We start from the raw sequence: 13,189 nt of genomic DNA on the forward strand, positions 1-13,189 counted from the left end.
TCGTCGTAACTACCGAACGTAAAGTTTGGAAAGGAATTGAACCATGCGCCATCGTAAAAGTGGTCGTCACCTGAGCCGCACCAGCGCGCACCGCAAGGCTATGTTCCAGAACATGGCGGTGTCGCTGTTCGAACACGAACTGATCAAAACCACCCTGCCCAAGGCCAAGGAACTGCGTCGCGTTGCCGAGCCGCTGATCACCCTGGCCAAGGAAGACAGCGTCGCCAACCGTCGCCTGGCTTTCGACCGTACCCGTTCGAAAGCTGCCGTTGGCAAGCTGTTCAACGACCTGGGCAAGCGCTACGCCAACCGTCCGGGCGGCTACCTGCGCATCCTGAAGTGCGGTTTCCGCGCTGGCGACAACGCCCCCATGGCGTACGTCGAGCTGGTTGATCGTCCTGTCGGCGGTGAAGTCGTAGAAGCTGCCGAATAAGGCATCTGCTGCACAAGAAACCGGGCCCAGGCCCGGTTTTTTATTACCTGCCTTAAAGTTTTTATCTATCGGCTCGCTGTCTTTAATAAATTGGATTGTGGGAGGGCTGTCATTCATCCTTAACCTGCTTTTACGAAAAGCTACGTTCGGATAAGCGAGATCAATGCAAAGGGCGCTTGGTTCAGCCGACAGGTTGTCCTCCGCCAATCCCTGGTCCACGCTGATGATTTCCGTGTAGCCGCTTCGCTTCATAGCACGTTAGCCGTTGAGGAGAGAGTAAATGGAAGAGAAGACCCGCCTGACCACTGCCGCTGGCGCACCGGTGGTCGATAACCAGAACGTGCAGACCGCCGGTCCGCGTGGCCCGATGTTGCTGCAGGACGTGTGGTTCCTCGAGAAGCTCGCCCACTTCGATCGCGAAGTGATCCCCGAGCGACGCATGCATGCGAAAGGCTCCGCGGCCTACGGCACCTTCACCGTCACCCATGACATCACCCCCTACACCCGGGCGAAGATCTTCTCCCAGGTCGGCAAGAAGACCGATATGTTCCTGCGCTTCTCCACCGTCGCCGGTGAGCGTGGCGCGGCGGATGCCGAGCGAGACATCCGCGGCTTCTCCATGCGTTTCTACACCGAGCAGGGCAACTGGGACCTGGTCGGCAACAACACCCCGGTGTTCTATCTGCGCGACCCGCTCAAGTTCCCCGATCTCAACCACGTGGTGAAGCGTGACCCGCGCACCAACCTGCGCAATGCGACCTTCAAGTGGGACTTTTTCTCTCACCTCCCCGAGTCGCTGCATCAGTTGACCATCGACTTCAGCGACCGCGGTCTACCGAAGAGCTATCGGCACATCCATGGTTTCGGCAGCCATACCTTCAGCTTCATCAATGCGAACAACGAGCGCTTCTGGGTCAAGTTCCACTTCAAGACCCAACAGGGCATCGAGAACCTGACCAACGCCGAGGCTGCCGAAGTGATCGCCCAGGACCGCGAGAGTTCGCAGCGCGACTTGTACGAGAGCATCGAGAAAGGCGACTTCCCGCGCTGGAAGATGTACGTGCAGATCATGCCCGAGAAGGAAGCGGCCACCTATCGCTACAACCCGTTCGACCTGACCAAGGTCTGGCCCCACGGTGACTACCCGTTGATCGAAGTGGGCTTCTTCGAGCTGAACCGTAACCCGGACAACTACTTCGCCGAGGTCGAGCAGGCCGCTTTCACGCCGGCCAACGTGGTGCCCGGTATCGGTTTCTCGCCGGACAAGATGCTCCAGGGCCGTCTGTTCTCCTACGGCGACGCCCATCGCTATCGCCTGGGCGTCAACCACCACCAGATCCCGGTGAACGCCGCGCGTTGCCCGCACCAGGTCTACCACCGCGATGGCGGCATGCGGGTGGACGGCAACAACGCCCATCAGCGCGTCACCTACGAGCCGAACAGCTTCAACCAGTGGCAGGAGCAGCCTGACTTCTCCGAGCCGCCGCTGAGCCTGGAGGGCGCGGCGGACCACTGGAACCACCGGGTGGACGACGACTACTACAGCCAGCCCGCCGCGCTGTTCCATCTGTTCACCGACGAGCAGAAGCAGCGGCTGTTCGCCAACATCGCCGAAGACATCCGCGATGTACCGGAACAGATCCAGCGTCGCCAGATCGGCCTGTTCCTCAAGGTCGATCCGGCCTACGGCAAAGGCGTCGCCGACGCCCTCGGCCTGAAGCTGGACTGATGGCCTGATGAGGCCCCCGGCCCCCTTCCTAGGAAGGGGGCTTTTTTATCTGCATTGGCTTGATCCGGATCAGGCGGAGCCGGGAGCATATGCGGCTAGATTCCTAGTTTTCTCCAGGGAGAGCCCCCCGATGCAAGGCCATCCGGAAGTCATCGATTACCTCAACACGCTGCTGACCGGCGAGCTGGCCGCGCGCGACCAGTACTTCATCCACTCGCGCATGTACGAGGACTGGGGCTTCAGCAAGCTCTACGAGCGCCTCAACCACGAGATGGAGGAGGAGACCCAGCACGCCGACGCCCTGCTGCGCCGTATCCTCCTGCTCGAAGGTACGCCGCGCATGCGTCCCGACGATATCCACCCGGGCACCACGGTGCCGGAGATGCTCGAGGCCGACCTCAAGCTCGAGCGCCATGTCCGCGCCGCGCTGGCCAAGGGCATCGCCCTCTGCGAGCAGCACAAGGACTTCGTCAGCCGCGACATCCTCAAGGCCCAGTTGGCCGACACCGAGGAAGACCACGCCTACTGGTTGGAGCAACAGCTTGGCCTGATCGCCAGGATGGGCCTGGAGAACTACCTGCAATCGCAGATCTGACCCTACCCCGCGGATACGAAAAAGCCCCTGCGCCTCACGGTCGCAGGGGCTTTTTCATGAGCGCCCGGCAATCAGGCGCGATCGCGTTCCAGCAACGGCTTGAGGAAGTGGCCGGTGTGCGACTGGGGCATCTCGGCCACCTGCTCCGGCGTGCCGTTGGCGATGATCTGGCCGCCCTTGGAGCCGCCCTCGGGGCCGAGGTCGACCAGCCAGTCGGCGGTCTTGATCACGTCCAGGTTGTGCTCGATCACCACCACGGTGTTGCCGTGGTCGCGCAGGCGGTGGAGCACGTCGAGCAGTTGCTGGATGTCGGCGAAATGCAGGCCGGTGGTCGGTTCGTCGAGGATGTACAGGGTCTTGCCGGTATCGCGCTTGGACAGCTCGCGGGACAGCTTGACCCGTTGCGCCTCGCCGCCCGAGAGGGTGGTCGCGCTCTGGCCCAGCTTGATGTAGGACAGGCCGACGTCCATCAGCGTCTGCAGCTTGCGCGCCAGGGCGGGGACGGCGTCGAAGAACTCGCGGGCTTCCTCGATGGTCATCTCCAGCACCTCGTGGATGCTCTTGCCCTTGTAGCGGATCTCCAGGGTCTCGCGGTTGTAGCGCTTGCCCTTGCAGACATCGCAGGGAACGTAGATGTCCGGCAGGAAGTGCATCTCCACCTTGATCACGCCGTCGCCCTGGCAGGCCTCGCAACGGCCGCCCTTGACGTTGAACGAGAAGCGGCCGGGACCGTAGCCGCGCGAGCGGGCCTCCGGCACGCCGGAGAACAGTTCGCGGATCGGCGTGAACAGGCCGGTATAGGTCGCCGGGTTGGAGCGCGGGGTACGACCGATCGGGCTCTGGTCGATGTCGACCACCTTGTCCAGGTGCTGCAGGCCGTCGAACGAGTCATACGGCGCCACTTCCAGGGTAGTCGCGCCGTTCAGCGCGGTGGCGGTGATCGGGAACAGGGTGTTGTTGATCAGCGTCGACTTGCCGGAGCCCGAGACCCCGGTGATGCAGGTGAACAGGCCGACCGGGATTTCCAGGTTGACGTTCTGCAGGTTGTTGCCGCGGGCGCCTTTCAGCTTCAGCAGCTTCTTCTTGTCGCGCGGGGTGCGCTTGGCCGGAACCGCGATTTTCTTGCGCCCGGAAAGGTACTTGCCGGTCAGCGAGTCGGGGTGGTTCATCACCTGGTCGGGCGTACCTTCCGCCACTACCTGGCCGCCGTGCACGCCGGCGCCCGGACCGATGTCGACGACGTAGTCGGCGAGTCGGATCGCGTCCTCGTCGTGCTCGACCACGATCACCGTGTTGCCGAGGTTGCGCAGGTGGGTGAGGGTGCCGAGCAGGCGCTCGTTGTCGCGTTGGTGCAGGCCGATCGAGGGTTCATCGAGGATGTACATCACTCCCACCAGGCCGGCGCCGATCTGGCTGGCCAGGCGGATGCGCTGGGCTTCGCCGCCGGACAGGGTGTCGGCGCTGCGGTCGAGGGTCAGGTAGTCGAGGCCGACGTTGACCAGGAATTGCAGGCGGTCGCGGATTTCCTTGAGGATCTTCGCCGCGATCTCGCCACGGCGGCCGGTCAGGCTGAGTCCGGCGGCATACTCGCAGGCTTCGCCGACCGGCATCGCGGTGATCGCCGGCAGCGTCCGGTCGCCGACCCACACATGCCGCGCCTCGCGGCGCAGGCGGGTACCGTGGCAATCCGGGCAGGGCTGGGTGCTGAGGAACTTGGCCAGCTCCTCGCGGACCGTGGCCGACTCGGTCTCGCGGTAGCGCCGCTCAAGGTTCGGCAGGATGCCTTCGAAGGGGTGCGAGCGCTTGACGATGTCGCCGCGGTCGTTGAGATAGCGGAAGTCGACGTTTTCCCGGCCGGAGCCGTAGAGCACCACCTTCTGGTGTTCGGCACCGAGTTCGTCGAAGGGTTCTTCCAGGCTGAAGCCGTAATGCTGGGCCAGCGAACCGAGCATCTGGAAGTAATAGACGTTGCGCCGGTCCCAGCCGCGGATCGCGCCCTCGGCCAGGGTCAACTCGCCGTTGACCACCCGGCGCGCGTCGAAGAATTGCTTCACGCCGAGGCCGTCGCAGGTCGGACAGGCGCCGGCCGGGTTGTTGAAGGAGAACAGCTTGGGTTCCAGCTCGCTGATAGAGTGGCCGCAGACCGGGCAGGCGAAGCGCGCCGAGAAGATGATCTCCTCGACATCCTCGTCCTCGTCCATCGGTGCTACCAGGGCGATACCGTCGGCCAGGGACAGGGCGGTCTCGAACGACTCGGCCAGGCGTTGCTGGAGGTCCGCGCGAACCTTGAAGCGGTCCACCACCACATCGATGCTGTGCTTCTTCTGCTTATCCAGCTTCGGCACTTCGTCGAGTTCGTAGAGCTTGCCGTCGACCCGGGCGCGGACGAAGCCCTGCGCGCGCATCTCGTCGAACACCGCCAGGTGCTCGCCCTTGCGCTCGCGGATCACCGGCGCCAGCAGCATCAGCTTGCTGCCTTCCGGCAGGGCCAGGACCTGGTCGACCATCTGGCTGACGGTCTGCGCCTCCAGCGGGATGTCGTGGTCCGGGCAGCGCGGGGTACCGACGCGGGCATAAAGCAGGCGCAGGTAGTCGTAGATCTCGGTGATCGTACCCACGGTGGAGCGTGGGTTGTGGGAAGTGGACTTCTGTTCGATGGAAATCGCCGGCGACAGCCCTTCGATGGTGTCCACGTCCGGCTTCTCCATCATCGACAGGAACTGCCGGGCGTAGGCCGAGAGGGATTCCACGTAGCGCCGCTGGCCTTCCGCATAGAGCGTGTCGAAAGCCAGGGAAGACTTGCCGGAACCGGAAAGACCGGTGATCACGATCAGTTTGTCGCGTGGCAGTGTGAGGTCGACGTTCTTCAGGTTGTGGGTACGCGCCCCACGAATCAGGATCTTATCCACAGCGGCCTCGCATGGCGGGCGAAAACCGCTGATTATACGGCTGGCCGCTAGCGCGCGGCAAAGTGGCGCGCCTGTGCCGCGAGGGGGCGGACTGGTAGAATGCGCGGCATTTTTCCGGCGCGGGCATTGCCCCGGCCGCCCAGGAGCGGGCGGCGGCGCCATTGGCAGGGGCATGAGGCCTTGCCCTGCAGCGGTTTCTTCCATGAGGGTGTTATGCACGACTCACATACTGAGCGGATGAGCGGTACCGAAACGCGAGCGGCCGTCGGGCTGTCACTGGTATTCGCCTTCCGCATGCTCGGCATGTTCATGGTCCTGCCGGTGCTGGCCACCTACGGCCAGGACCTGGCCGGCGCGACCCCGGCGCTGATCGGCCTGGCCATCGGCGCCTATGGCCTGACCCAGGCGATCCTGCAGATTCCCTTCGGGACCATTTCCGACCGCATCGGCCGGCGCCCGGTGATCGTCGTCGGGCTGCTGATCTTCGCCGCCGGCGCGGCCCTCGCGGCCAATGCCGACTCCATCTGGGGGGTGATCGCCGGCCGCGTCCTGCAGGGCGCCGGGGCGATCTCGGCGGCGGTGATGGCGCTGCTCTCCGACCTCACCCGCGAGCAGCACCGGACCAAGGCGATGGCGATGATCGGCATGAGCATCGGCGTCTCCTTCGCCGTGGCCATGGTGCTCGGCCCGGTGCTGACCCATCTGTTCGGCCTGCATGGGCTGTTCTGGTTCACCGCCGGGATGGCGCTGGTCGGCCTGCTGCTGATCCTGTTCTTCGTCCCGCAGCCGGACCACATGACCCAGCACCGCGAATCCAGCGTGGCGCGCCAGGCCCTGCTGCCGACCCTGAAGCACGGCGACCTGCTGCGCCTGGACGCCGGCATCCTGATCCTCCACGCCATCCTCATGGCCAGCTTCGTCGCCTTGCCGCTGGCACTGGTGCACGAGGGGGGCCTGCCCAAGGAGCAGCACTGGTGGGTCTACCTGACCGCGCTGCTGGTCGGTTTCTTCGGCATGGTGCCGTTCATCATCTACGCCGAGAAGAAGCGTCGCATGAAGCGCGTGCTGACCGGCGCGGTGGCGACCCTGCTGGCCTGCGAACTGTTCTTCCTGGTCTTCGGTCACAGCCTGGCCATGCTGGTGGTCGGCACGGTGGTGTTCTTCACTGCCTTCAACCTGCTCGAAGCCTCGCTGCCGTCGCTGGTCAGCAAGGTCTCGCCGGCCGGCGGCAAGGGCACGGCGATGGGGGTGTATTCCACCAGCCAGTTCCTCGGCGCGGCGCTGGGCGGCATCCTCGGCGGCTGGATGTTCCAGCACGGCGGGCTGAGCATGGTGTTCATCGGATGCGCGGTGCTCGCTGCCCTCTGGCTGGCGATTGCTGTTACCATGCGCGAACCGCCTTATGTGACCAGCATTCGCCTGCCGCTCGCGCCCGCCGCGCTGCAGGACGCGGTGCTGGTCCAGCGATTCAGGGCGTTGCCCGGTGTGGCAGACGCCGTGGTGGTGGCCGAGGAGGCCGCCGCCTATGTCAAAGTGGATACCCAACAAGTGGATCGCACCGCCCTCGAGCGCCTGGCCCAGGCCGCGCCGGGCGGATGCTGAACCTTAGGAGAACGTCATGGCCCGTGGGGTTAACAAAGTCATTCTGGTTGGTAACGTCGGTGGTGACCCGGAAACCCGCTACATGCCCAACGGCAATGCGGTGACCAACATCACCCTCGCCACCAGCGAGAGCTGGAAGGACAAGCAGACCGGCCAGCAACAGGAGCGCACCGAATGGCACCGCGTGGTGTTCTTCGGCCGCCTGGCGGAGATCGCCGGCGAGTACCTGCGCAAGGGTTCCCAGGTCTACGTCGAAGGCAGCCTGCGCACCCGCAAGTGGCAGGGCCAGGACGGTCAGGATCGCTACACCACCGAGATCGTGGTCGACATCAACGGCAACATGCAGTTGCTCGGCGGCCGCCCCTCCGGCGACGATTCGCAGCGCGCCCCGCGCGAGCCCATGCAGCGCCCGCAGCAGGCCCCGCAGCAGCAGTCGCGTCCGGCCCCGCAGCAGCAACCGGCGCCGCAACCGGCCCAGGACTACGACAGCTTCGACGACGACATTCCGTTCTAAGCGACGCCCTTGCGGCGCGGCCCGTCCGCGCCACGGGCAGACCTTCGAAGACCCCCTGCCGCCCTCGGGCCGCAAGGGGTCTTCGTTTTCAGGCGACGCCGCGCTGCAAGGGCACTTCGTCCAGGCCGCCTATGGCGGATAGAGCTTCCCGCATGGCACTGAGCTTAAGGCAGGTTTCGCGATACTCGTGGGCCGGTTCCGAATCGCCTACCAGACCGCAGCCGGCGAACAGGTAGCCCCGGCCCGGCGTGAGCAGGGCCGAGCGCAGCGCCACCAGGAAATCGCCGTTGCCTTCGCTGTCGAGCCAGCCCAGCGGCGCGGCGTACCAGCCGCGGTCCATCCCTTCGTGCTGGCGGATGTAGTCCAGCGCCGCGCTGCGTGGGTAGCCGCCCACCGCGGGGGTCGGATGCAGCGCCTGCAGCAGCCGCAGGATGCCGCCTGCGTCAGCGAGGCGGGCGCGGATCGGCGTGTTCAGGTGCTGGACTCGCGCCAGTCGTTTCAGACCGGGCGCATCGGGGATTTCCAGCACCTCGCTGAAGGGTTCCAGGGCCGTACGGATCGCCTCCACCACCAACTGGTGTTCGTGCCTGTCCTTGGCGCTGTCCAGCAGGGCCTGTCCGAGCCACGCATCTTCCTGGGCATCGCCGCCGCGGGCGATGGTCCCGGCCAGGGCATGGGTGAGTGCCTCGCCGGCGCGAATGCGGACCAGGCGTTCCGGGGAGGCGCCGAGGAAGCAGGCGTTGCCGCGGCGACAGGCGAACAGCTGGGCGTCGGCATGTTGCAGACGCAGGTGTTCGATGACCTGCCACGGCTCGATGTCGCCGAGAGGCCGGGCCTGGGTGCGGGCCAGCACGACCTTGCCGAAGCGTCCCTGGCGGACACTGCTTACCGCGTCGCTCACCTTGGCTTCCCATTGCCTGCGCTCCTGCGCCGAAGCGTCGCCCTGCGCGCCAGCGGTCGGCCCCGTGGGCCGGCGTCTGGCCGGCTGCCTCAGGCGCAGTAGCGCCGAGCAGTGGTAGGCGGCCAGGGCCAGGGCATCTTCGCCGGGCTTGGCCAGGTGTTGGCAGAGTACCCGGTAGCGTTCGCCCTCGCGCAGCACGATGATGCCGGCGAGCATCAGGCTGGCATCGGCGAAGGCTTGCCAGTGTTCCTCGCGCGGGCCGCGCGGATCGAAGCGGAATCCGCCGCACAGGCGCGGCGCCAGCGGGCCCTCGACCACGGCGTCGGCGCAGAGCAATTGCCAGTTTTCCTCGATCCGGGCGAAGCGCTGTTCGCCGTGGCCTTGCAGCTCCAGGGCGCAGCCCCAGGCGAAGAACGCCAGCTCGGGCTGTTCCCAGTACAGGCAGGGCGTTTGCCGGTCGTCCCAGGCACCGAATACCTGCAGCGGGTCCAATGGGTCGATCTCGAACGACGCCGCCACCAAGACCGGACGATCGAGCGCCTGCGCCTGGCCGATGGCGCGCTCGAAGGTGCCGCGCAAGGCGTGCAGGCACTGGCTCAGGGGCGCCAGCCGGCTCATGCGGCACCCCGTGTCTGGCGCCAGTACTTGATCTGCTCGGCGATGTACCAGTGGATGATCTGCGCGAACAGTCCCTCGACGAAGGGCGCGTCGAGTCCGTTTTCCTCGGCCCAGCGGGCGCGCTCGGGGAGCATCGCGGCGACCCGCTCGGGTGCCGGAATCGCCGCCTCGCTGGCCTTGAAGCGCGACGCCGCCTTGACGTAGTCCATGCGGCGGCCGAGGGCCTGGACGATATCCAGGTCGATCCGGTCGATGGCCTCGCGGATGTCCGCCAGGCCGGTGCAGTCTTCGGGAGTTTTCATCATGCAACCTCTCGGGAAAGGGCGTCGGGATGTGCGAGGCGGCGCAGCAGGTGCTCGATCACCGCGTCGCGCCCCTCGCTCAGGTAGAAGTGGCCGCCAGGAAAGTGCCGCAGCCTGGCGGGAGTCCGGCTGGCGTCGCTCCAGGCCTGCGCCTCGGCGGCGCTGACTTCCTCGTCGTGCTCGCCGAGGAGGACGTCGAGGGCGCAGGCCAGGGCGATGGGCTGCGCCCGTCGGTAGGTCTCGATCGCCTGGTAGTCGGCGCGCAGGATCGGCAGGAACAGCGCGCGCAGGTCGGCGTCCTCGAGTAGCTCGCTGGCGCCACCCTGGCGGCGGACGTCCTCCAGCAGCGCCGCCTCGTCGCCGCGGTGCAACGCGCCGCCGCGTTGCCGGTGCGGTGCCGGATGGGCGGAGACGAACAGGTGGCGCAGCGGCGCGCCGGCGCTTTCCAGGCGCAGGGCGGTTTCGTAGGCCAGCGCCGCGCCGAGACTGTGGCCGAACAGCGCCAGGGGCGCGTCGGCGAAATCGCGCAGGGCGAGGGCGGCGCCGTCGGCGAGGTCCTCCAAGCGGGTGGCCGGCGCCTCGTTGAAGCGGTCCTCGCGACCCGGGTACTGCAGGGCAAGCAGGTCGATGTCTGGCGGCAGGCGTTCGCTCCAGCTACGGAAGAAGCTGGCGCTGCCGCCTGCATGTGGGAAGCAGGCCAGGCGCAGGCGCGGCATCGGCGTCAGGCGGAACGGCCGGACCCAGGCGGCGCTCATGCGCGGGCCTCCAGCTCGCGGCGCAGGCGCTCGCGCAGGTCCTTCTTGCTGATCTTGCCGATGCCGGTCTGGGGGAAGGCCGGGACCAGCTCGATGCGGTCCGGCACCTTGAACGCGGCCAGCCCGCAGGCGTGCAGGTATTGCTTCAGCTTCAGCGCCGAGGGCGCCGGCTGGCGCGGGATGACGAAGGCGCAGGTGCGCTCGCCGAGCAGGCTGTCGGGCATCGCCACGACGGTGGCGTCGTGCACCTGCGGATGGGCTATCAGCAGGTTCTCCACCTCTTCCGCGGCGATCTTCTCGCCGCCGCGGTTGATCTGGTCCTTGTCGCGGCCCTCCACCACCAGGTAGCCGTCCTTGTCGCGGCTGACCCGGTCGCCGGTGCGGTAGAAGCCGTCCGCGCTGAAGGCCTTGGCGTTGTGTTCGGGCAGGCGGTAGTAGCCGCGGATGGTGTAGGGACCGCGCACGGTCAGTTCGCCCACCTCGCCGGGGCCGACCTCGCGGCCCTCGGCGTCGACCACCCGCACTTCGTCGTCCGGCGACAGCGGCCGGCCCTGGGTATGCAGCACGCGTTCGGGCGGATCGTCCAGGCGGGTGTAGCAGATCAGCCCCTCGGCCATTCCCAGCACCTGTTGCAACTGGCAGCCGAGCACCGGTTCGACGCGTTGCGCGGCACTGCTGCCGAGCCTGGAGCCGCCGACCTGGAGCAGACGCAGGCTGGATAGATCGGCGCGGCGGCTTTCCTGGGCATCCAGCCAGAGCATCGCCAGCGGCGGTACCAGGGCGGTGTGGGTGACCCGTTCACGGGCGATCAGGGCGAAGCAATGCTCGGGATCGGCGCGCTGGCTGACCACCACGCGGCCGCCGGCCAGCAGCGTGCCGATCACTCCGGGGCAGCAGAGAGTGAAGTTGTGCGCCATCGGCAAGCCGGTGAGGTACACCGTGTGCTCGTCGAAGCCGCAGACCTCGGCGCTGGCGCGGACGTTGTAGAGATACTCGCGATGACGCCGGGGAATCAGCTTCGGCGTGCCGGTGGTGCCGCCGGACAACTGAAAGCAGGCGATATCCTCGGCGCGGGCGGCGCAGTCTTCCAGCGCGTCGGCCTGGTACAGCGGTGCCAGCGCTTGCAGCGGCGCCTCGGCCTCGCCGTGGATCAGCGCCATCCGGCAGGCGCCGCTGGCGAGCAGCTCACGGGCCATCGGCCGTGGGTCGAAGCCGTCGATCCGTTCGGCGCCGATGTAGGCCTTGGCCTCGGCGAAGCGGCAGAAACCGCTGATCTCATGCTGGCGATGGGCGGGGAGGGCGAGCACCGGGCGTACGCCGAGCTGGAACAGGGCGAAGCAGGTCTCGACGAAGGCGATGCCGTTGGGCAGGTGCAGCACTACCGTGTCGCCATGTGCGAGGCCGGCCTGGCGCAGTCCGGCTGCCAGGCGGCGGCAGCGCTGGAGCAGGTCGGCATAGCTGAGCCGCTGGTCGTCGTCGCAGAGCGCGATCCGCCGCGGATGGCGCGCGGCGCTGGCGGCCAGGGCTTCGGCGAAGTTCTGGTCCTGCCAGTGGCCGGCGTCGAGATAGCGGCGGACGAAGGCGGCGGGCCAGTCGGGGGCGTCGTCGACGGCCGATGGGGTGACGGGCGAGGAAGTCATGCGATCTCCGTGGATGCGGTCGATTGCCATTGCTGGGAAATGAGATTTATTATCATTGGCGGGCGGCAGGGACCGCGCAAGCCCGCGCCTTTCGATTGCGGGGCTTTTTCATTCGCTGCAGGGGCGGAGTGCAGGGCGCTTTGTCCATCTCCGCTAAAAAGTCCCCCTGCCCCCACGTATCCAGGAAGGCGTCGCCGCGTCGGCAGCGCCCGGGCTACAGGAAAACCTGATGACCATCACCATCATTGCTCCGCCACAGGCCGATGCCGCCGCGCCGGCACCGGGCAACCGGCCCGGCGTCGCGCACATCGATCCGAACATGAAGCTGGTGACCGGAACCTTCTGTTCGGCCAGCGAGGACTGGTTCGAGGAACCGCTGGAGCGCGGCCTGCGCCTGATCCTCGTGCAGAGCGGCCAGTTGCGCTGCCGGATTCCCGGCCAGCCCGAGCACCTCATCGAGGGGCCGAGCCTGTGCACCATCGCCAACGATGGCGACTTCACCTCGGCGCAGATCTACGGCACCGACAAGCCGTTGCGCTACACTATCGTCCAGCTCGGCGTCGAAGCCCTGGACAGCCGCCTCGGCTGGCTGCCCGAGCAACTGATACGCCGCCCCGGCGGCGATCCGCGGATCATGAGCTGCCCGGCGCCGCGGGCGATGCAGGCGTTGGCCTCGCAGATCGCCACCTGCCAGATGCTCGGTCCGACCCGCGATCTCTACCTCGGCGGCAAGGCCCTGGAGTTGGCCGCGCTCAGCGCACAGTTCCTTTCCGGCGAGGGGCGCCCCGTCGAGGAGCCGCGCATCACCTGCTCGGAGGTCGAGCGCATCCACGCCGCCCGCGACCTGCTGGTCGGCGCCTTGCAGGAGCCGCCGTCGCTGGACACGCTGGCCAGCCGCGTGGGCATGAACCCGCGCAAGCTGACTGCCGGCTTTCGCAAGGTGTTCGGCGCCAGCGTATTCGGCTACCTGCAGGAATACCGCCTGCGCGAGGCGCACCGGATGCTCTGCGACGAAGAGGCGAACGTCTCCACGGTGGCCTACCGGGTGGGCTACAGCCCGGCGCATTTCTCCATCGCTTTCCGCAAGCGCTACGGCATCTCCCCCAGCGAGATCCGCTGAGTCTCCGCGACGCCCCCCGACCCGGCCACGGGAGGGGTGTCGCCGCTGCGGGATGACGCTGCATCTAACGA

General features: G+C 66.9%; 11 protein-coding genes. 6 read left to right on the forward strand and 5 right to left on the reverse strand.

Annotation, left to right across the window (positions count from 1 at the left end):
* Positions 1-43 precede the first annotated feature (43 nt).
* From rplQ to bfr, 3 genes are all read left to right on the forward strand, one after another.
* Positions 44-433 (forward strand): 50S ribosomal protein L17, encoded by a 390-nt coding sequence (gene rplQ, locus LE197_RS32665; protein ID WP_003093672.1) that lies wholly within the window; start codon positions 44-46, stop codon positions 431-433.
* Between the two features lie 280 nt (positions 434-713).
* Positions 714-2,162, forward strand: a complete 1,449-nt coding sequence (gene katA, locus LE197_RS32670; protein WP_003103909.1) for a catalase KatA — start codon at positions 714-716, stop codon at positions 2,160-2,162.
* Positions 2,163-2,292: 130 nt separating this feature from the next.
* Complete coding sequence (gene bfr, locus LE197_RS32675; RefSeq protein ID WP_003093668.1) at positions 2,293-2,757, forward strand: bacterioferritin; 465 nt, start codon at positions 2,293-2,295, stop codon at positions 2,755-2,757.
* Positions 2,758-2,828: 71 nt separating this feature from the next.
* On the opposite strand, the gene uvrA is transcribed toward bfr, so the two are convergent.
* Positions 2,829-5,666, reverse strand: a complete 2,838-nt coding sequence (gene uvrA / locus LE197_RS32680; protein ID WP_003093663.1) for an excinuclease ABC subunit UvrA — start codon at positions 5,664-5,666, stop codon at positions 2,829-2,831.
* Between the two features lie 213 nt (positions 5,667-5,879).
* Between uvrA and LE197_RS32685 the strand changes: the two genes are divergently transcribed.
* Positions 5,880-7,268 (forward strand): MFS transporter, encoded by a 1,389-nt coding sequence (locus LE197_RS32685; RefSeq protein WP_003103910.1) that lies wholly within the window; start codon positions 5,880-5,882, stop codon positions 7,266-7,268.
* Positions 7,269-7,284: 16 nt separating this feature from the next.
* Positions 7,285-7,782 carry a single-stranded DNA-binding protein gene (gene ssb / locus LE197_RS32690; protein ID WP_003114685.1) on the forward strand — a complete coding sequence of 166 codons (498 nt, stop codon included), beginning with the start codon at positions 7,285-7,287 and terminating at the stop codon, positions 7,780-7,782.
* An 88-nt stretch (positions 7,783-7,870) separates the two neighbouring features.
* Here ssb and pchA read toward each other — a convergent pair whose 3' ends face one another.
* From pchA to pchD, 4 genes are read right to left on the reverse strand one after another with little or no spacing between them, the layout of a single operon-like run.
* Entirely contained in the window at positions 7,871-9,301 is a 1,431-nt protein-coding gene (gene pchA, locus LE197_RS32695; RefSeq protein WP_073666377.1) for an isochorismate synthase PchA, read from the reverse strand.
* On the reverse strand, positions 9,298-9,603 hold the full coding sequence (gene pchB / locus LE197_RS32700) for an isochorismate lyase PchB (RefSeq protein WP_003106950.1): 306 nt from the start codon (positions 9,601-9,603) through the stop codon (positions 9,298-9,300). Before pchB ends, pchA begins: the two co-directional genes overlap by 4 nt.
* Positions 9,603-10,358 (reverse strand): pyochelin biosynthesis editing thioesterase PchC, encoded by a 756-nt coding sequence (gene pchC, locus LE197_RS32705; RefSeq protein ID WP_003118944.1) that lies wholly within the window; start codon positions 10,356-10,358, stop codon positions 9,603-9,605. Before pchC ends, pchB begins: the two co-directional genes overlap by 1 nt.
* Entirely contained in the window at positions 10,355-11,998 is a 1,644-nt protein-coding gene (gene pchD / locus LE197_RS32710) for a pyochelin biosynthesis salicyl-AMP ligase PchD (RefSeq protein ID WP_003118945.1), read from the reverse strand. The genes pchC and pchD overlap by 4 nt, the downstream gene beginning before the upstream one ends.
* A gap of 229 nt (positions 11,999-12,227) precedes the next feature.
* On the opposite strand from pchD, the gene pchR reads away from it, so the two are divergent.
* Positions 12,228-13,118, forward strand: a complete 891-nt coding sequence (gene pchR, locus LE197_RS32715) for a pyochelin biosynthesis transcriptional regulator PchR (protein ID WP_003106955.1) — start codon at positions 12,228-12,230, stop codon at positions 13,116-13,118.
* Positions 13,119-13,189 lie beyond the last annotated feature (71 nt).

Origin of the sequence: Pseudomonas sp. PS1(2021) (assembly GCF_020405165.1) — a bacterium.
Classification (GTDB): domain Bacteria; phylum Pseudomonadota; class Gammaproteobacteria; order Pseudomonadales; family Pseudomonadaceae; genus Pseudomonas; species Pseudomonas aeruginosa.